Annotated in this window: 19 protein-coding genes; 7 read left to right on the forward strand and 12 right to left on the reverse strand. The window is 60.5% G+C overall.

Annotation, left to right across the window (positions count from 1 at the left end; all coding sequences use genetic code 11):
• Window positions 1–61 precede the first annotated feature (61 nt).
• Window positions 62–1099 (reverse strand): rod shape-determining protein MreB, encoded by a 1038-nt coding sequence (gene mreB, locus CWC48_RS05925; protein ID WP_002555108.1) that lies wholly within the window; start codon window positions 1097–1099, stop codon window positions 62–64.
• Window positions 1100–1309: 210 nt separating this feature from the next.
• On the opposite strand from mreB, the gene gatC reads away from it, so the two are divergent.
• From gatC to CWC48_RS05955, 6 genes are all read left to right on the forward strand, one after another.
• Entirely contained in the window at window positions 1310–1597 is a 288-nt protein-coding gene (gatC, locus tag CWC48_RS05930) for an Asp-tRNA(Asn)/Glu-tRNA(Gln) amidotransferase subunit GatC (protein ID WP_010213142.1), read from the forward strand.
• A 16-nt stretch (window positions 1598–1613) separates the two neighbouring features.
• Window positions 1614–3065, forward strand: a complete 1452-nt coding sequence (gene gatA, locus CWC48_RS05935) for an Asp-tRNA(Asn)/Glu-tRNA(Gln) amidotransferase subunit GatA (RefSeq protein WP_100491483.1) — start codon at window positions 1614–1616, stop codon at window positions 3063–3065.
• A 10-nt stretch (window positions 3066–3075) separates the two neighbouring features.
• The gene (gene gatB / locus CWC48_RS05940) at window positions 3076–4521 is read left to right on the forward strand and encodes an Asp-tRNA(Asn)/Glu-tRNA(Gln) amidotransferase subunit GatB (RefSeq protein WP_100491484.1); all 1446 of its coding nucleotides are present in this window, start codon (window positions 3076–3078) and stop codon (window positions 4519–4521) included.
• Window positions 4522–4665: 144 nt separating this feature from the next.
• Window positions 4666–5037 (forward strand): septal ring lytic transglycosylase RlpA family protein, encoded by a 372-nt coding sequence (locus tag CWC48_RS05945; RefSeq protein ID WP_078046877.1) that lies wholly within the window; start codon window positions 4666–4668, stop codon window positions 5035–5037.
• Window positions 5038–5095: 58 nt separating this feature from the next.
• Window positions 5096–6142: a calcium/sodium antiporter gene (locus CWC48_RS05950; RefSeq protein ID WP_100491485.1), complete on the forward strand. Its 1047-nt coding sequence runs from the start codon at window positions 5096–5098 to the stop codon at window positions 6140–6142.
• Complete coding sequence (locus CWC48_RS05955) at window positions 6139–6516, forward strand: carboxymuconolactone decarboxylase family protein (protein WP_078046875.1); 378 nt, start codon at window positions 6139–6141, stop codon at window positions 6514–6516. The genes CWC48_RS05950 and CWC48_RS05955 overlap by 4 nt, the downstream gene beginning before the upstream one ends.
• Before the next feature lie 43 nt (window positions 6517–6559).
• On the opposite strand, the gene CWC48_RS05960 is transcribed toward CWC48_RS05955, so the two are convergent.
• The 5 genes from CWC48_RS05960 to kdgD all read right to left on the reverse strand — a co-directional run bounded on the left by CWC48_RS05960 (window position 6560) and on the right by kdgD (window position 13213).
• A complete protein-coding gene (locus tag CWC48_RS05960; protein ID WP_078046874.1) occupies window positions 6560–7501 on the reverse strand; it encodes an AEC family transporter in 942 nt (313 codons plus the stop codon).
• A gap of 187 nt (window positions 7502–7688) precedes the next feature.
• Window positions 7689–9242 carry a galactarate dehydratase gene (gene garD / locus CWC48_RS05965; RefSeq protein WP_078046873.1) on the reverse strand — a complete coding sequence of 518 codons (1554 nt, stop codon included), beginning with the start codon at window positions 9240–9242 and terminating at the stop codon, window positions 7689–7691.
• An 11-nt stretch (window positions 9243–9253) separates the two neighbouring features.
• Entirely contained in the window at window positions 9254–10618 is a 1365-nt protein-coding gene (locus CWC48_RS05970) for an MFS transporter (protein WP_078046872.1), read from the reverse strand.
• 183 nt (window positions 10619–10801) lie between these two features.
• Window positions 10802–12247, reverse strand: coding sequence for an aldehyde dehydrogenase family protein (locus CWC48_RS05975; protein WP_100491486.1), 1446 nt, complete (start codon window positions 12245–12247; stop codon window positions 10802–10804).
• Window positions 12248–12301: 54 nt separating this feature from the next.
• A complete protein-coding gene (kdgD, locus tag CWC48_RS05980; RefSeq protein ID WP_034102171.1) occupies window positions 12302–13213 on the reverse strand; it encodes a 5-dehydro-4-deoxyglucarate dehydratase in 912 nt (303 codons plus the stop codon).
• Window positions 13214–13447: 234 nt separating this feature from the next.
• On the opposite strand from kdgD, the gene CWC48_RS05985 reads away from it, so the two are divergent.
• Window positions 13448–14605: a phospholipase gene (locus CWC48_RS05985; protein ID WP_100491487.1), complete on the forward strand. Its 1158-nt coding sequence runs from the start codon at window positions 13448–13450 to the stop codon at window positions 14603–14605.
• 86 nt (window positions 14606–14691) lie between these two features.
• Here CWC48_RS05985 and CWC48_RS05990 read toward each other — a convergent pair whose 3' ends face one another.
• The 6 genes from CWC48_RS05990 to petA all read right to left on the reverse strand — a co-directional run bounded on the left by CWC48_RS05990 (window position 14692) and on the right by petA (window position 19386).
• A complete protein-coding gene (locus tag CWC48_RS05990) occupies window positions 14692–15441 on the reverse strand; it encodes a FadR/GntR family transcriptional regulator (protein ID WP_016976230.1) in 750 nt (249 codons plus the stop codon).
• A 157-nt stretch (window positions 15442–15598) separates the two neighbouring features.
• Entirely contained in the window at window positions 15599–16018 is a 420-nt protein-coding gene (locus tag CWC48_RS05995; RefSeq protein WP_078046869.1) for a ClpXP protease specificity-enhancing factor, read from the reverse strand.
• A gap of 17 nt (window positions 16019–16035) precedes the next feature.
• Window positions 16036–16653 (reverse strand): glutathione S-transferase N-terminal domain-containing protein, encoded by a 618-nt coding sequence (locus CWC48_RS06000; RefSeq protein WP_024073431.1) that lies wholly within the window; start codon window positions 16651–16653, stop codon window positions 16036–16038.
• A gap of 149 nt (window positions 16654–16802) precedes the next feature.
• The gene (locus tag CWC48_RS06005; protein WP_100491488.1) at window positions 16803–17582 is read right to left on the reverse strand and encodes a cytochrome c1; all 780 of its coding nucleotides are present in this window, start codon (window positions 17580–17582) and stop codon (window positions 16803–16805) included.
• The gene (locus tag CWC48_RS06010; protein ID WP_003171746.1) at window positions 17582–18793 is read right to left on the reverse strand and encodes a cytochrome bc complex cytochrome b subunit; all 1212 of its coding nucleotides are present in this window, start codon (window positions 18791–18793) and stop codon (window positions 17582–17584) included. Before CWC48_RS06010 ends, CWC48_RS06005 begins: the two co-directional genes overlap by 1 nt.
• Entirely contained in the window at window positions 18793–19386 is a 594-nt protein-coding gene (gene petA, locus CWC48_RS06015; RefSeq protein ID WP_034102161.1) for a ubiquinol-cytochrome c reductase iron-sulfur subunit, read from the reverse strand. Before petA ends, CWC48_RS06010 begins: the two co-directional genes overlap by 1 nt.
• Between the last annotated feature and the right edge of the window lie 240 nt (window positions 19387–19626).

Below are 19626 nucleotides of genomic sequence, written 5' to 3' on the forward strand. Positions count from 1 at the left end.
GCCAACAGGCAGCACTGCAAAGTGCTGCCTGCGGGCGAAACATGGGCTAATCAGCAAAGGCTTATTCGCTGGAAAGCAGGTCCATGGTGTGTTTATCCATCATTTCCAGTGCACGGCCACCGCCACGGGCGACGCAGGTCAGCGGGTCTTCGGCGACGATCACCGGTAGGCCGGTTTCCTGGGCCAACAGCTTGTCGAGGTCGCGCAGCAAGGCGCCACCACCGGTCAGCACCAGGCCACGCTCGGCGATATCGGAAGCCAATTCCGGCGGCGATTGCTCCAGGGCGCTCTTCACGGCCTGAACGATGGTGGCCAGGGACTCTTGCAGAGCCTCCAGCACTTCATTGGAGTTCAGGGTGAAGGCACGTGGAACGCCTTCGGCCAGGTTGCGACCGCGCACATCGACTTCGCGCACTTCGCCGCCCGGGTAGGCAGTACCGATTTCCTGCTTGATGCGCTCGGCAGTGGATTCGCCGATCAGGCTGCCGTAGTTACGACGCACGTAGGTGATGATCGCTTCGTCGAAGCGGTCGCCGCCGACGCGTACGGATTCGGCATACACCACACCGTTCAGGGAGATCAGGGCGATTTCAGTGGTACCACCACCGATATCCACCACCATCGAACCGCGCGCTTCCTCTACCGGCAGGCCGGCACCGATCGCGGCAGCCATTGGCTCTTCGATCAGGAACACTTCACGGGCACCGGCGCCAAGGGCCGATTCACGGATGGCACGACGCTCAACCTGGGTGGATTTGCATGGAACGCAGATCAGCACACGAGGGCTGGGCTGCAGGAAACTGTTTTCGTGAACCTTGTTGATGAAGTACTGCAGCATCTTCTCGCAGACACTGAAGTCGGCGATCACGCCGTCTTTCATCGGACGAATGGCAGCAATATTGCCTGGTGTACGGCCGAGCATGCGCTTGGCCTCGGTGCCGACGGCAACGACACTTTTCTGATTACCATGGGTCCGAATGGCCACAACCGATGGCTCATTCAGGACGATACCGCGCTCGCGCACGTAAATAAGGGTGTTGGCAGTGCCCAGGTCAATGGAAAGATCGCTGGAAAACATGCCACGCAGTTTCTTGAACATGGGAAAGGGACCCTAGGCAACGCGTGGGTAAAAAAGTGCGGCAAACTCTAACAACGACAGGGATTTTGGGCAAGGCGCCAATGTGCTAAATTGGCCGACTTTCTGTGCACCTAACCCCACAATCGCGGCCGTAAGACCGTAGAAATGCGGTAGTGTTCCGACAATCTAACACACGGACAGCCTCCGTTCTGTTTTCCACTGGAGATTCCCATGACGCTTGAACGCTCCGACGTGGAAAAAATCGCGCACCTGGCCTCGCTTGGCCTCAATGATGCCGATCTTCCACAGACCACCGCAGCCCTGAACAGCATTCTCGGGCTGGTCGACCAAATGCAGGCCGTGAATACCGACGGCATCGAGCCTCTGGCTCACCCGCTGGAAGCCAGCCAGCGCCTGCGCGCAGACGTCGTGACCGAGAGTAATAATCGCGAGGCCTACCAGTCCATCGCGCCAGCGGTCGAAAACGGCCTGTACCTGGTTCCGAAAGTCATCGACTAAAGGGAAAGAGCCTGCAATGCATCACATGACTCTGGCCGAGATCGCCCGCGGTCTCGCCGACAAAAAGTTTTCTTCCGAAGAACTGACCAAGACCCTGCTGGCGCGCATCGCCGAGCACGATCCAAAGGTCAACAGCTTCATCAGCCTCACCGAAGAACTGGCCTTGAGCCAGGCCAAGGCCGCCGACCTACGTCGCGCCAACGGTGAAAACGGCGCACTGCTGGGCGCACCGATCGCCCACAAGGACCTGTTCTGCACCCAGGGCATTCGCACCAGTTGCGGCTCGAAGATGCTCGACAACTTCAAAGCTCCCTATGACGCCACCGTGGTGTCCAAGCTGGCCGCCGCCGGGGCCGTGACCCTGGGCAAGACCAACATGGACGAATTCGCCATGGGTTCGGCCAACGAGTCGAGCTACTACGGCGCGGTGAAAAACCCGTGGAACCTGGAGCACGTGCCCGGCGGTTCGTCGGGTGGCTCGGCTGCCGCCGTAGCCGCGCGCTTCCTGCCTGCCGCCACAGCCACCGACACCGGCGGCTCGATCCGCCAGCCTGCGGCCTTCACCAACCTCACCGGCCTGAAACCGACCTACGGTCGCGTTTCCCGTTGGGGCATGATCGCCTACGCCTCCAGCCTGGATCAGGGCGGCCCCCTGGCCCGAACTGCTGAAGACTGCGCAATTTTGTTACAAGGCATGGCAGGCTTCGATAAACAGGACTCCACCAGCATCGATGAACCTGTGCCGGACTACAGCGCCAGCCTGAATACTTCGATCAAGGGCCTGCGCATCGGTGTGCCGAAGGAATACTTCAGCGCCGGCCTCGACCCGCGTATTGCCGAGTTGGTACACAACAGCGTCAAGACGCTGGAAGGCCTCGGCGCGGTGATCAAGGAAATCAGCCTGCCGAACAACCAGCACGCAATTCCTGCGTACTACGTGATCGCGCCGGCAGAAGCCTCCTCGAACCTGTCGCGTTTCGACGGCGTGCGCTTCGGCTACCGTTGCGAAAACCCGAAAGACCTTACCGACCTGTACAAACGCTCCCGTGGCGAAGGCTTCGGCGCCGAAGTTCAGCGCCGAATCATGGTCGGTGCCTACGCCCTATCGGCCGGTTACTACGACGCCTACTACCTCAAGGCCCAGAAAATCCGACGCCTGGTGAAGAACGACTTCATGGCGGCCTTTGACCAGGTCGACGTGATCCTCGGCCCAACCACGCCGAACCCGGCCTGGAAGCTCGGCGCCAAGAACGGCGACCCGGTGGCTGCCTACCTCGAAGACCTGTACACCATCACCGCCAACCTCGCGGGCCTGCCGGGCTTGTCCATGCCTGCCGGTTTCGTCGATGGCCTGCCGGTCGGCGTGCAATTGCTCGCCCCGTATTTCCAGGAAGGCCGCCTGCTCAATGTGGCGCACCAGTACCAGTTGAACACTGACTGGCACACTCGCACCCCTACCGGCTTCTGAGGAGAACACTATGCAATGGGAAGTTGTGATCGGGCTGGAGATTCATACCCAGCTCGCCACCCAATCGAAGATTTTCTCCGGTAGCGCCACCAAGTTCGGCTCCGAGCCGAACACCCAGGCCAGCCTGGTCGACCTGGGCATGCCCGGCGTACTGCCGGTGCTGAACCAGGAAGCGGTGCGCATGGCGGTGATGTTCGGCCTGGCGATTGACGCCGAGATCGGCCAGCACAACGTGTTCGCGCGCAAGAACTACTTCTACCCGGACCTGCCAAAGGGCTACCAGATCAGCCAGATGGAACTGCCGATCGTCGGCAAGGGCCACCTGGACATCCCCCTGGAAGACGGCACCATCAAGCGCGTCGGTGTGACCCGCGCCCACCTGGAAGAAGATGCCGGCAAGAGCCTGCATGAAGAATTCCCGGGCGCGACCGGTATCGACCTGAACCGTGCCGGCACGCCGCTGCTGGAAATCGTTTCCGAGCCGGATATGCGCAGCGCCAAGGAAGCCGTTGCCTACGTCAAGACCATCCACGCACTGGTGCGCTACCTGGGCATCTGCGACGGCAACATGGCCGAGGGTTCGCTGCGTTGCGACTGCAACGTGTCGATCCGTCCCAAGGGCCAGGTCGAGTTCGGCACCCGCTGCGAGATCAAGAACGTCAACTCGTTCCGCTTCATCGAAAAGGCGATCAACAGCGAAGTGCGTCGCCAGATCGAGCTGATCGAAGACGGCGGCAAGGTCATCCAGCAAACCCGCCTGTACGACCCGAACAAAGACGAAACCCGCGCCATGCGCAGCAAAGAGGAAGCCAACGACTACCGTTACTTCCCCGACCCGGACCTGTTGCCGGTGGTGCTTGAGGACTCATTCCTCAATGACATCCGCGCCACCCTGCCGGAGCTGCCGCAGCAGAAACGCGAGCGCTTCCAGGCGCAGTTCGGCCTGTCGGTCTACGATGCCAGCGTGCTGGCCTCCAGCCGTGAGCAAGCCAACTACTTTGAAAAAGTCGTGAGCATTGCCGGCGACGCCAAACTGGCGGCCAACTGGGTGATGGTTGAGCTGGGCAGCCTGTTGAACAAGCAGGGCCTGGAAATCGACGAAGCCCCGGTCACCGCCGAGCAACTGGGCGGCATGCTGCTGCGCATCAAGGACAACACCATCTCCGGCAAAATCGCCAAGACGGTGTTTGAAGCGATGGCCAGCGGTGAAGGCAGTGCCGATGAGATCATCGACAAGCGCGGCCTCAAGCAAGTCACCGACAGCGGCGCGATCTCGGCCGTGCTGGATGAAATGCTCGCGGCCAATGCCGAGCAGGTCGAGCAGTACCGCGCGGCCGACGAAGCCAAGCGCGGCAAGATGTTCGGCTTCTTTGTGGGCCAGGCGATGAAAGCCTCCAAAGGCAAGGCCAACCCGCAACAGGTGAACGAACTGCTGAAAAGCAAGCTCGAAGGCTGACACGTGCAGGACCCGGCTTCTGTGGGAGCCGGGCTTGCCCGCGATGCAGGCGCCTCGGTGCATCAGTGACACCGAGGTGAAGCCATCGCAGGCAAGCCAGCTCCCACACGAGCCAACTCCAACATTTGTAATGGGACTCCTTGCATGAAGCGTCTACTCGGCCTGCTGGCCCTGTTCTCCCTACTGGCCGGTTGCGCCAGCGGCATCATCAACCCCAACGGCTACGACGAAACCGGCACCGCCTCCTATTACGGCGCCAAGCACCATGGCAACAAGACTGCCAGCGGTGAACCCTTCAACCAGAACGCCCTGACCGCCGCCCACCGGCAACTGCCGTTTGGCACCCAGGTCAAGGTCACCAATCTCGACAACGACAAATCCGTGGTTGTCCGCATCAATGATCGCGGCCCGCATACCCGTGGGCGCTTGATCGACCTTTCACGCAAGGCCGCCGAGCAACTGGGTATGATCGGCAGCGGTACGGCGCGTGTGCGCGTACAAGCGCTGAGCAACTAAAGACGGAGCCCTGGCCATTTTCGGATTAACCGCCCTCTCGCCCTGGAGCCTGCTGGAATTGGTCAGCGGCCTGGTGCTGCTGATCATCGGCGCCGAAATCCTGGTGCGCGCCGCCGTGCGCCTGGCCGCAAGCCTTAAGGTGCGGCCGCTGATCATCGGCCTGACGATCGTCGCCTTTGGCAGCAGTGCTCCGCAGATGACCGTCAGCCTGCAGGCCACCCTGGCCGGCAATACCGATATCGCGGTGGGCAGCGTGATCGGCAGTAGCATCTTCAACATCCTGGTGACCCTGGGCCTGTCGGCGTTGATTATCCCGCTGCGGGTCTCACGCCAACTGGTGCGCCTGGATATCCCGGTAATGATCCTGGCCGGGCTGCTGGTGTTCACCCTCGCCGCCAACGAAGAACTTACGCCGCTCGATGGCCTGTTGCTGCTGGTTGCCTTGGTCGCGTACCTCGGTGTCTTGCATTACCAGACGCGCCACTCGCGCCGCCCTCGCACGCTGGACACCGTGGCCCGCGCGCCATGGCTGAGCAGCGTGCTGTTGATGCTCGGCGGTTTTTTGATCCTGGTGCTGGCCGGGCATTTGCTGCTGGGCGCGGCGGTGGATGTGGCAAGCGACCTGGGCCTGTCGGAACGCGTAATCGGCCTGACCTTGATCGGCGTCGGCACCTCGCTGCCGTGCCTGGCGACGTCCCTGATTGCCGCCCTGCGCGGCGAACGTGAAATTGCCGTGGGCAACGTGATCGGCAGCAACCTGTTCAACCTGCTTGGCGTATTGGGGCTGACTGCCCTGCTCGCCCCTTCGCCGCTGTCAGTGTCGCCCAATGCCCTGGATTTCGATCTGCCGGTGATGCTCGGCGTGGTGGTGCTGTGCCTGCCGGTGTTCTACACCGGCTACCGCGTGACCCGCGCCGAAGGCGTGGTGCTGCTGGGCCTGTACCTGGCGTACGGGCTGCATGTGATGGCATTTACCACCGGCATGCCACTGGCCAACAAGCTTGAACAACTGATGCTGTATTACGTCCTGCCAGTGCTGGTGGCTTTTCTGTTGTTCAGCACGCTGCGAGCCTGGCGCCGTCAACACAAGAGGGAATCGCAATGACCGATCAGAAGAAGCCCGGGGTTGAAATGCGTCGCCAGGTCATGGGCGATGCATTCGTCGACCGCGCCCTGGGCAATGCCACCGAGTTTTCCCAGCCGCTGCAGGACTTCGTCAACGAACATGCCTGGGGCAGCGTGTGGAACCGTGAAGGCCTGCCACTGAAGACTCGCAGCCTGATCACCCTTGCCGCGCTCACCGCGCTCAAGTGCCCGCAGGAACTCAAGGGCCATGTGCGGGGCGCACTGAACAATGGGTGTACGGTGGAAGAGATTCGTGAAGCGTTGCTGCATTGCGCGGTGTATGCCGGTGTGCCGGCGGCGATTGATGCGTTTCGGGCGGCGCAGGAAGTGATCGATACCTACGAGGCACCGTAGGAGCCGGCTTACCGGCGATCGGTCCTCACAGACACCACAACACTCAGATCCAACCACCCGCCTGCAACACAAAGATCCCGATATTCGTGGTCACCGCCGCCATCAAGGTGGTGATCACGATAATGGCCGCCGCCAGCTCATGATTACCCTCGGCCGCCCTGGCCATGACAAAGCTGGCCGCCGCAGTCGGTGCACCGAAGTACAAGAACAGAATCCCCAGCTCCGGCCCCCGGAACCCCAGCAGCCACGCGCCCAGCGTCGCCACCAGCGGCAGGCCGATCATCTTCACCAGGCTGGCGCTCAGGGCCATGCTGCCACTTTTGCGCAACGCTGCCAGCGACAGGGTGCCACCGATGCAGATCAGCGCCAGCGGCAAGGTCATGTCCGCCAGGTACTGGCCCGAAGATTCCAGCCAACCCGGCAAGCCAATCTGGAACACCGCGAACGGCGTGGCCGCAAACACACTGATGATCAGCGGGTTGGCCACCACGCTCTTGCAGATGCTCCACGGGTCGGACTTGATCACCGGGCTGTACACCGCCAGCACGATGGTCGATAGGGTGTTGTAGAACAGGATCACCAGCGCCGCGAGGATCGCGCCGAGGGAAATCCCGTAGTCGCCGTACATGCTCGCGGCCAGCGCCAGGCCGATCACGCCGTTATTGCCACGGAACGCACCCTGGGTATAGATGCCCCGGTCTTCACGCGGGCAACGAAAGATCGCCCAGCCCCAGGCCAGCGCGAAGCTGACCAATGTGGCGACGGCAAAGTAGATCAGCAAACCTGGCTTGAGCGCCGAGTGCAGGTCAGCATGCAGGATGCCGAGAAACAGCAGCGCCGGCATGGTGACGTTAAACACCAGGGACGAGGCTGTATGGATAAAGTTGTCGTTGATCCAGTTGATGCGCTTGAGCAGCACACCCAGGAACAGCATGGCAAACACCGGCGCGGTGATGGTCAGGGTGGTGAGGAAAATTGCCAGCATGCCGGGGAGAACCTTGGTGAGCGTCGTTAGGTGGCCAATGATAAGCCAGTGTAGGCCGCTTCGTCTGGGCAACGCTGATCATATGTGGGAGCCGGCTTGCCTGCGATGGCGGTGTACCGGTCGATACGTTCGTATCTGACACCCCGCCATCGCAGGCAAGCCAGCTCCCACAAGGTCTGTGGCGGGCTCAGGTAATGGGCGCCGGGTTGAACAAGGTGATGTCGTTGTGCAGCTTGTGGTGCTCCGCCCACGTCTGCTTCTTGCCGCTGGCCACATCCAGGTAGAAGTGAAACAGCTCCCAACCCAGCTCCTCGATGGTCGCGCGCCCGGTGGCAATGCGCCCGGCGTCGATATCGATCAGGTCTGGCCAACGCTGCGCCAGCTCCGTACGCGTCGACACCTTCACCACTGGCGCCATCGCCAGCCCGTAAGGTGTACCGCGTCCGGTGGTGAACACATGCAGGTTCATCCCTGCCGCCAGTTGCAAGGTGCCGCACACAAAGTCACTGGCCGGGGTTGCGCAAAAGATCAGGCCCTTACTCTTGAAGCGCTCACCCGGGCCCAGCACGCCATTGATCGCGCTGCTGCCGGATTTGACGATAGAGCCCAAGGACTTCTCGACAATGTTCGACAAGCCGCCCTTCTTGTTTCCCGGCGTGGTGTTCGCGCTGCGGTCCGCCTCGCCCTTGGCCAGGTAGCGATCGTACCAATCCATTTCCCGGACCAGCTCCTGGGCAACGGCTTCGCTTTCAGCGCGAGAGGTCAGCAGGTAAATCGCATCGCGAACTTCGGTCACTTCGGAAAACATCACCGTCGCCCCAGCCCGCAGCAACAGATCCGAGGCATAGCCCAGCGCCGGGTTGGCGGTGATGCCGGAGAACGCATCACTGCCGCCGCACTGCATGCCCAGGATCAGCTCGGACGCCGGCACCGTTTCGCGGCGGCGCTGGTCGAGCTTCTTCAGGCGCGTCTCGGCCAGCTCCATGATCTGCTCGATCATCTCGGTAAAGCCGTGGCTGGAGTCCTGCAGCCGATACAGCCACGGCTCGCTCAGGTCGACCGAGCTGTCGTTGTCGTGCATCACCTGCCCGGCCTGCAATTTCTCGCAGCCCAGGCTGATCACCAGGGCCTCGCCCCCCAGGTTCGGGTTGCGCGCCAGGTTGCGCACGGTGCGGATCGGGATGTAGGCGTCCGTCGCAGTGATTGCCACGCCACAGCCGTAGCTGTGGGTCAGCGCCACCACGTCATCGACGTGCGGGTACTTGGGCAACAATTCGTCCTTGATGCGCTTGACCGCATGGTCCAGCACGCCCGTGACGCACTGCACCGTGGTGGTGATACCGAGGATATTGCGCGTGCCCACGGTGCCGTCGGCGTTGCGGTAACCCTCGAAGGTAAAGCCCTCCAGCGGTGCCTGGGTTTCAGGCACCTCGGTGGACAGTGGCAAGCTGTCCAGTGGTGGCGCGGTCGGCATGCGCAGTTGATCTTCCTGCACCCAACTGCCGCGCGGAATCGGCGCCAGGGCGTAACCAATGGTCTGCCCGTAGCGAATAATCTGACCGCCTTCGGGGATATCTTCCAGGGTCACCTTGTGGCTCTGGGGGATGAAATCCACGGTCACCAGGCCGTCCGGGAACTCGGTCCCGGCCGGTACGCCCTGGTCATTGACCACGATCACCACGTTGTCGCGCTCGTGCAAGCGAATCGAGCGCGGCGAGTCGGCATGTTCAATCAACTGCATCACACGGCCCCTCAGGAATGCGCTTCGGTTAGGTTGGTCAACTCAGGCCCCTTGGTAGGCGGCTCTTTGAGTACTACACGTTTGATCGGGCCAACGATGACCAGGTAGCTGAACACCGCCACCAGGGCATTGGCGCCCACGAACACCAGGGCCCACTTGAACGAACCGGTGGTGCTGATGATGTAGCCGATGACAATCGGCGTGGTAATCGACGCGAGGTTACCGAAGGTGTTGAACAAGCCGCCACTGAGGCCGGCGATTTGTTTCGGCGAGGTGTCGGACACCACCGCCCAACCCAGTGCGCCCACGCCTTTACCGAAGAAGGCCAGGGCCATGAAACCCACCACCATCCATTCGATATCCACGTAGTTGCAGGCCACGATGCTGCTGGAGATCAACAGGCCACCGATGATCGGTGCCTTGCGGGCGAAGGTCAGGGAGTGGCCCTTGCGCAGCAGGTAATCGGAAATCACCCCGCCAAGAACGCCACCAATAAACCCGCAGATCGCCGGCAACGAGGCAATGAAACCGGCCTTGAGGATGGTCATGCCACGGTCCTGCACCAGGTATACCGGGAACCAGGTGAGGAAGAAGTAGGTGATGCCATTGATGCAGTACTGGCCCAGGTACACGCCGAGCATCATGCGGTTGGTCAGCAACTGGCGGATGTAATCCCACTTCGGCCCATCGGTTTTCTTGCCCTTGCCTTTGTCCTGGTCCATGTCGACCATCGCCCCATTGGCGGCGATGTGGTTGAACTCGGCTTCGTTGATCATCGGGTGCTGGCGCGGGCTGTGGATCACTTTCAGCCAGATCAGCGAGAACACGATGCCGATCACGCCCATCACGATAAACACGTGCTGCCAGCCAAAGCTGTAGACGATCCAGCCCATCAGTGGCGCAAACAGCACGGTGGCGAAGTATTGCGCCGAGTTGAAGATCGCCGATGCCGTACCGCGTTCAGCGGTCGGGAACCAGGCGGCGACAATTCGAGCGTTGCCGGGAAAGGACGGCGCTTCGGCCAGGCCCACCATGAAGCGCAGCATGAACAGCGCAACCACGGCGGTGGAGACACCAAACTCACCGACATAGCCTTGCAGCACAGTGAACAGTGACCAGGTGAAGATGCTCAGGGCATAGACTTTTTTCGAACCGAACCGGTCCAGCAGCCAGCCGCCGGGGATTTGCCCGGCCACGTAGGCCCAACCGAATGCAGAGAAGATGTAACCGAGGGTGACCGCGTCGATGCCGAGGTCTTTTTGCAGGCTGGAGCCTGCGATAGCGATGGTGGCCCGGTCGGCGTAGTTGATCGTGGTCACCAGGAACAGCATGAGCAGGATCAAATAGCGGACGTGGGTCGGCTTGGTCGCTTGCATGTAGAAGTACTCCCACTAATTATTTTTTTTGCGGGTAATGGTCTATTTGTCGGTGGGGACCGCTTTCATGCGGAAGCCGGGCTTGCTCGCGATTCAGGCACCACGGTGTGTCAGGCACACACCGGTGATGCTATCGCAGGCAAGCCAGCTCCCACACAAAGCGGGCGCCACGGGTGTCGCGTATTACGAACCGATGTAGCTGGTCTTCACCACGGTGTAGAACTCTTGCGCATAGCGACCTTGCTCACGCGAACCATAGGACGAGCCCTTACGGCCACCAAACGGAACGTGATAGTCCACGCCGGCAGTCGGCAGGTTGACCATCACCATCCCGGCCTGGGAATGGCGCTTGAAGTGGTTGGCGTACTTGAGCGACGTGGTGGCAATGCCCGCCGACAACCCGAACTCGGTGTCATTGGCCATCGCCAGCGCTGCTTCGTAGTCCGCCACGCGCACCACGTTGGCCACTGGGCCGAAGATCTCTTCACGGCTGATACGCATGGCGGCTTCGCTGTCGGCAAACAACGTCGGTGCCAGGTAATAGCCTTCGGTGTCACAGGTCACCAGGCCGCCACCGCTCACCAGCCGCGCACCTTCGCTCTGGCCGATGTCGATGTACTTGAGGTCCTGGTCCAACTGGGCCTGGGAAACCACCGGGCCGATGTCGGTGCCGCTCTTGAGGGCGTGGCCGACCTTGATCGACTTCATGCGCTCAGCCATGGCCGCGACGAACTGGTCGTGGATACCGGCGGTGACGATCAAGCGGCTGGAGGCCGTGCAACGCTGGCCGGTGGAGTAGAACGCGCTCTGCACCGACAGCTCGACGGCCTGCTTGAGGTCGGCGTCGTCGAGGATGATCTGCGGGTTCTTGCCGCCCATTTCCAACTGCACCTTGGCCTGGCGCGACACGCAGCTGACTGCAATCTGGCGCCCAACACCGACGGAACCGGTAAAGCTGATGCCATCGACCTTCGGGCTGTTGACCAGCACATCACCCACGACGCGACCGCTGCCCATCACCAGGTTGAACACACCGGCAGGGAAACCGGCGCGGGAAATGATTTCGGCCAGGGCCCAGGCGCAGCCCGGCACCAACTCGGCAGGCTTGATCACCACGCAGTTACCGTAGGCCAGGGCCGGGGCGATCTTCCAGGCGGGGATGGCGATCGGGAAGTTCCACGGCGTAATCAGGCCGACCACACCCAGGGCTTCGCGGGTGACTTCAACGTTGACGCCCGGACGCACCGACGGCACGTAGTCGCCGGACAGGCGCAGGCATTCACCGGCGAAAAACTTGAAGATGTTACCGGCACGGGTCACTTCGCCGATGGCTTCGGGCAGGGTCTTGCCCTCTTCACGGGCCAGCAGGGTGCCGAGTTCTTCGCGGCGCGCGAGGATTTCGCTGCCGACTTTATCCAGGGAATCATGTCGCGCCTGGATGCCGGAAGTGGACCAGGCCGGGAATGCGGCGCGGGCAGAGTCGATGGCAGCGTTGACTTGGGCAACATCAGCCTTGGCGTATTCACCAATGACATCGGACAACTCCGACGGGTTGAGGTTGACGCAATAGTCGGCACCGGCCACCCATTGGCCGTTGATGTAGTTATCGAAACGTTGGGCTTGGGACACAAATCTTCTCCTGACGCAAAAGGCCGCTGATTACTCAGCGGCCTTGTAGATGGGTTATTGCGCGCCTTGCTTGTCGATCAGCGCGGCCAGGGCTTCATATTCTTCTGGCAGCAGGTCGGTCAGCGGCGTACGCACCGGGCCTGCGTCATAGCCGGCGATTTTTGCACCGGCCTTGACGATGCTCACCGCATACCCGGCCTTGCGGTTACGGATGTCCAGGTACGGCAGGAAGAAGTCGTCGATGATCTTGGCGACAGTGGCGTGATCGTCCTTGGCGATGGCGTGGTAGAAGTCCATCGCAGTTTTCGGGATGAAGTTGAACACCGCCGAGGAGTACACCGGCACACCCAGGGCTTTGTAGGCAGCGGCGTAAACCTCTGCAGTCGGCAGGCCGCCGAGGTAGCTGAAACGATCACCGAGGCGACGGCGGATCGACACCATCAACTCGATGTCACCCAGGCCATCCTTGTAGCCGATCAAGTTCGGGCAGCGCTCGGCCAAGCGTTCCAGCAACGGCGCGGTCAGGCGGCAGACGTTACGGTTGTAGACCACCACGCCGATCTTGACCGATTTGCACACGGCTTCAACGTGGGCGGCAACCCCGTCCTGGCTGGCTTCGGTGAGGTAGTGCGGCAGCAGCAACAGGCCTTTGGCACCGAGGCGCTCGGCTTCCTGGGCGTACTCGATGGCCTGGCGGGTCGAACCGCCTACACCGGCCAGGATAGGCACGCTGGTGGCGCAAGTATCAACGGCGGTTTTCACCACCTGGGAATATTCGCTGGCAGCGAGGGAGAAAAACTCACCGGTACCGCCGGCAGCGAACAAGGCAGTGGCGCCGTAAGGGGCAAGCCATTCCAGGCGCTTGATATAGCCCGCCTGGTGGAAGTCACCCTGGGCGTTGAAATCGGTCACCGGGAAAGACAGCAGACCGTGGGAGAGGATGGACTTCAGTTCTTGTGGATTCATTATTCGAACACCCTGGGCGAAGACTTTCTGTCGAAAGGTTGTTGTTGGTTTTGGTGATGTCGTACGTCATCGTACAACTATAAAAAGATTCGTCAACTGCAATTCATCAGACTTCATCGGGTGACGTGTTTAGACGTGCGTTCTTGACGTAGGAAGTTTTTCCTCTATGCTCGGCACTACTGTATATACATACAGTTATTACGGAAGATTCCTACGACATAGCAAGGAGCTAACATGTCAGGTCTAGAACTCGCTGCACCCGAAAAGAACCCGCCTACCCTGCGCTTCGAAGGGGGTGAACACACCGCCATAGGCGACGACACGCTGTTGCGTTTCGTCAAAGACGCACCGGCCATTCCCGCACGCCAAGTCGAACTGCACCTGCCCAACGGGCTGGCGCTGACCTATGATCAAGTGATCGCCCTGGGCGGCGACTTCTATGGCATCCCCGGCCAGCCCATCAGCGACGGCGCCTCCCCTGCCGATCGTGTGCAACTCTTTACCGCCGCATTCAACAGCCTGGCGGTACTGCCCGCCTCGCGGGAAGAAGCGCACAAGATCCTCGCGGTGATGCAAAAGGAGATCAATGCGGTCAAGCAGGCGATCAAGGATGGCAAGCAACCTCACGAAGCCTACGACGCGCTGGGTGACACGTTGTCGGAAGAATGGAATCGCATCACCGGCGGCGGCAGTGCGGTATCGGCGCTGATTCCGCTGGGGCGTTACTTGAAACTGGCAGCGGACAACGCCGATCACTTCGGGGAATGGGCGCTGTCGGCGTACCTGGCAGGCCACACGGCGGCGCTGCAACAAGCCGTTGTGGCCCACCAGACCGGCACCGACCAGGCGCTTGAACTGGCGTACGCCATGAACAGTTTTGCTGATCACTTTTTGACCGACCTGTTCTCAGCCGGGCACTTGCGTGTCCCACGCAAACAACTCGCAGCGGTGGTGACACCCGGTGAACTGGGTTCGCTGATCAGTCGCTTCATGCATGACGAAGACAGCAAGTTCGGGCTCAAAGTACGCAATGCCATGGGCGATCAATGGCATGCGTATGGGGATAAGCGCTACTTCGATGCCATCGACGCGGACAACCGGACGCAGGTCAAACGTGCGGTGCAGGCCTCGGCGGATGAGATCTTCGACACCTTCATCAGTGGTGTCCCCCCCTCCCCGGCCAACTTCAAGGCACCGCTGTATGTGCCGGACTTGAATGCCGCGCAGAACCCGGCGAACAACTTCTCGCCGTTGTTCAAAATGGAGGGCGACAAGGTGCTGCGTCGCAAGGACGTGAATGACCTGAACGACAAGCACTGGACGAATGATTGGTGGGGGTGGAGCACTTACCTGCTGCTCAAGGACTACAAGCCAAACCAACCCGCCAACTGACGCAGTAGGAGCCCGGCTTGCCGGCGATGACGATCTTTTGGACGCTATCGCCGGCAAGCCGGGCTCCTACAGGGTCGGTGCAGCCTTCAACCGCGCTGCGCTTCTGCCTCTTCATGGGCATGGCGCAGCCGCTCACGGCTGTTGGTCAGGTGCAATCGCATCGCCGCCCGCGCCGCATCGGAATCCTGGCGCGCAATCGCTTCATAGATTTCTTCATGCTCACGACTCAAGCGCCCCATGTAGTGCTGCTGGTCATCATGGGCCAGGCGCGCCGAATTCAGGCGGGTGCGTGGAATGATGCTGGTGCCCAGGTGGGTCATGATGTCGGTGAAGTAGCGGTTACCGGTGGACAGGGCAATTTCCAGGTGGAATGCAAAGTCGGAGGCCACTGCGTCACCGGCGTGAGCCGCGCTTTCATTCAGGGCGTCGAGCGCCGCACGCATGGCGGCCAGTTGCTCGTCGCTGCGGCGCAACGCGGCCAGACCTGCGGATTCCACTTCCAGGCTGATCCGCAACTCCAGGATCGCCAGCACATCACGCAGGGTCACCACGGTGGCCGGGTCGATACGGAAACCGCTCGGGCTTGGCGTATCCAGCACAAAAGTGCCGATACCATGACGGGTCTCGACCTGCCCCGCCGCCTGCAAGCGTGAGATGGCTTCACGCACCACGGTGCGGCTGACCCCATGGGCGTCCATGATCGCTGACTCGGTGGGCAGCTTGTCACCCCGCTTGAGCTGGCCGTCGCGGATCTGCTCGGACAACACCGTGACCAATTCCTGGGCAAGGCTGCGGCGCTTGCGGGGAAGACGAGGGGCGGTGTTGGCGTTTTCCATGATGAATCATCTTTCTCGGTGAGCTTGAGCACGCATCATAGCCCATGGTGGTTGTACGATCACCGTCTGGGCGCGACTTTCATCCTTATCCTGCGCGCAAAAAAATGCCCCGACACAGGTCGAGGCATTTTTCCAGCCACCCCAAGGGGACAGCTCGTTATTTCACGACTTTCAGGCTCGGCCGGCCACTGGGGCGCGGTGGCTCGGAATCCGGTGGCGGCAGATCATCGCCCTCTTCGGTTTCAATCGATTCGTCATCCTCGAAAGGCGACTCCAGATCAAACACCATGCCTTGGCCGTTCTCCCGGGCATAAATGCCAAGGATGGCGCCAATCGGCACGTACAGCGTATGCGGCACACCGCCGAAACGCCCTTCGAAGCTAACCGCTTCATTGTCCATGTGCAGGTGGCGCACAGCACTGGGTGATACGTTCAGCACAATCTGCCCGTCACTGGCAAAACCCTGCGGTACCTGAACCGCAGCAAATTCGGAATTGACCAGCATGTGCGGGGTGCAATCGTTGTCCACAATCCACTCATAGAGCGCGCGGACCAAGTAGGGTCGACTGGAGTTCATCAGCGGCTCCTTAAGCCTTAGCGCATATCGCGTTCGACACCAGACAGACTCGCCTGGAAAGCCTCACGCGCAAACTGGCGCTCCATATAATCAAGCAGCGGCTTGGCAGGCCGCGGCAGTTCAATACCGAGAATCGGCAAACGCCAGAGTATCGGTAATAGGCAGCAATCGACCAAACTTTGTTCCTCACTGAGGAAAAAAGGTTTATCGGCGAACAGCGGCGAAACGCCGGTCAGGCTCTCGCGCAATTCCTTACGCGCCTGTACACGTGCCGCCTCTTTGCTGCGGGTATCCAGAATCACATCCACCAGCCCGCACCAGTCACGCTGGATCCGATGGATCAGCAGGCGGCTATTGGCACGCGCCACCGGGTACACCGGCAGCAAGGGTGGATGTGGGTAACGCTCATCCAGGTATTCCATCACGACGGTCGACTCCCACAACGCCAGGTCACGATCGACCAGGGTGGGCAAGCTGCCGTAGGGGTTCACTTCGATCAGTTTGGGTGGATGACGACCTGCTTCCACACTGATGATCTCGGCGCTGACACCCTTCTCTGCGAGCACGATACGTACTCGGTGGGAATAGTGGTCGGCGGGGTCGGAGTAACAGGCCAACCGGTTGGTCACGCCCATGGCGGTCCTCCTCGCTTGTTGAAATTATCGAAAGCTCAAAAACGAGCGCGCCCAGAGAGCATCTCTGTAACGCCTGGTAAAACCAGACCGCTACGTATTCAGAGATGCCGCTGGGCGCGCAAGATTAACAGCAATTGCTTACGGTTGGATCAATGCACATCCTTCCAGTATTCGCGTTTGAGCAGATAGGCGAATACGAAGAAGAAGGCCAGGTACAGCAACACATACGTACCGATGCGCTGATGCTGCAGTTTGACCGGATTGGCCGAGTAGGCCAGGAAGGTCACGAGGTTCTTGACCTTCTCGTCGAACTGCTCGTCTGTCAACGAACCTGGGGTTTCTATCTTCAGTTGATCGCACGCTTCATGAGTCAAAGGCGTGCCAGTCAACGGATCGTATTGCTTCTTGCCGTCTTCAACGACCTGAATCTGCTTGCATCCTACCACTTGCTTGCCTTGCAGGCCGACCAGAACGTTAGGCATGCCGACATTCGGGAATACACGGTTGTTCACGCCATAAGGGCGCGCCGGGTCTTCGTAGAAGGATTTCAGGTAGCCGTAGAGCCAGTCGGTGCCGCGTACACGTGCCACCAGGGTCAGGTCAGGCGGTGCTGCGCCGAACCAGGTCTTGGCGTCGGCGGGCTTCATGCCGATGGTCATGTGGTCGCCGATCTTGGCACCGGTGAACACCAGCTTCTCCAGCATCATTTCATGCGGGATACCGAGGTCATCGGCCACCCGTTCGTAACGCTGGAACTTGGCGCTGTGGCACCCCATGCAGTAGTTGGCGAACGTACGTGCGCCGTCTTGCATGGCTGCCTTGTCAGACACGTCGATATCGACTTTTTCCAGTTCCGGGCCGCCGTGCTCGGCACCGAAGGACAGTAGCGGCAGGGCCGCAAGCATCAATGCAACGAATAACTTTTTCATCAGCCAGTCACCCTTTCCGGAACCGGTTTGGTCTTCTCGAGCCGGGTGTAGAACGGCATCAGAATGAAGTAGGCGAAGTACAGGAAGGTGCAGACCTGCGACAGCAACGTACGCTCAGGGGTCGGCGCCAGTACGCCCAGTACACCCAGGATCACGAACGCAATGCAGAACACCCACAGCCAGATCTTGCTCAGCCAGCCCTTGTAGCGCATGGACTTGACCGGACTGCGGTCGAGCCAAGGCAACACGAACAGCACCGCGATGGCCGCGCCCATGGCGATTACGCCCATGAGCTTGTCGGGGATCGCCCGCAAGATCGCGTAGAACGGCGTGAAGTACCAGACCGGGGCAATATGCTCAGGTGTCTTGAACGCGTTGGCCTGTTCGAAGTTAGGCTTCTCCAGGAAATACCCGCCCATCTCCGGGAAAAAGAACACGATCGAGCAGAACACGAACAGGAACACCACCACGCCGACAATGTCTTTCACGGTGTAGTAAGGGTGGAACGGAATGCCGTCCAGCGGGATGCCGTTTTCGTCCTTGTGCTTCTTGATGTCCACGCCATCCGGGTTGTTGGAACCCACTTCGTGCAGCGCCAGGATGTGCAATACCACCAGGCCCAGGATCACGATCGGCAAGGCCACCACGTGCAGGGCGAAGAAGCGGTTCAGGGTGATGCCCGAGATCAGGTAGTCACCACGGATCCACTGGGTCAGGTCGTTGCCGATCACCGGGATCGCACCGAACAACGAGATGATCACCTGGGCGCCCCAGTACGACATCTGGCCCCACGGCAGCAGGTACCCCATGAAGGCTTCGGCCATCAGCGCCAGGTAGATCAGCATGCCGAACACCCACACCAACTCGCGGGGCTTCTGGTACGAGCCGTAGAGCAGGCCGCGGAACATGTGCAGGTAGACGACGATGAAGAACGCCGACGCGCCGGTAGAGTGCAGCAGGCGCAGGATCGAGCCGTACTCGACGTCACGCATGATGTACTCGACGGAGGCAAATGCCTCTTCCGCCGACGGGGTGTAGCTCATCGTCAGCCAGACGCCAGTGACAATCTGGTTGACCAGCACCAGCAATGCCAGGGAGCCGAAGAAGTAGAAGAAGTTGAAGTTTTTTGGCGCGTAATATTTGCTGAGATGGTCTTCCCACATTTTAGTGGCGGGGAAGCGCGCATCCACCCAATCCATGAACTTGCTCATCACGCGTTCTCCTTATCGAGGCCAATGACAATGAGGTCGTCAGTTTCGTAGGTATGCGGAGGCACAGGCAGGTTCAGGGGCGCGGGCTGGGACTTGTAGACACGGCCAGCAAGGTCGTAGTGGGAGCCGTGGCAGGGGCAGAAGTAACCGCCAACCCAATCCTTGCCCAGGTCGACTGGGGCCACTTCCGGGCGGAAGGTAGGCGAGCAACCCAGGTGGGTACAGAGACCGACCAGCAGCAGGATCTCTGGCTTGATCGAACGCACTTCGTTCTTGGCGTAGGCGGGTTGGTCGGAATTCTCGGATTTTGGGTCAGACAACTGGCCTTCGATCTTTTTCAGATTCCCCAGGATTTCCTCGGTACGACGAACAATGAAGACCGGCTGGCCGCGCCACTCAGCAATCATCTGCTGTCCTGGCTCGATCTTGCTGATATTCACCTTCACCGGTGCACCTGCGGCTTTCGCCTTGGCACTGGGAAACCATGACCCCACGAACGGGACCGCAGCCCCCACCGCTCCTGCAGCACCCACCACGGATGTGGCTGCTACCAAGAAGCGACGCCGGCCTGCATTCACGCCGTCATTGCTCATTCAGTCCTCTCCCATCAGCTTTTTGGCCTGTTAAATCAGGCATCTACTAAGTGTTGAATCTTTACTTATAAAAATTTTGCCGAATGGTAATGAAAAGCCCCACGTATGACAAGGGAATTGCCCTGGGCTCAGCCTCCAGGCCTTGTAGTATAGGGGGTCTACGGATGTGGCAAGTTGTCACGGCGATTTTTCTGCATAAATTGCAGGCAATAAAAAACGCCCAGCTCCGTGAGGAGGCTG

Origin of the sequence: Pseudomonas sp. S10E 269, assembly GCF_002798465.1 — a bacterium.
Classification (GTDB): domain Bacteria; phylum Pseudomonadota; class Gammaproteobacteria; order Pseudomonadales; family Pseudomonadaceae; genus Aquipseudomonas; species Aquipseudomonas pergaminensis.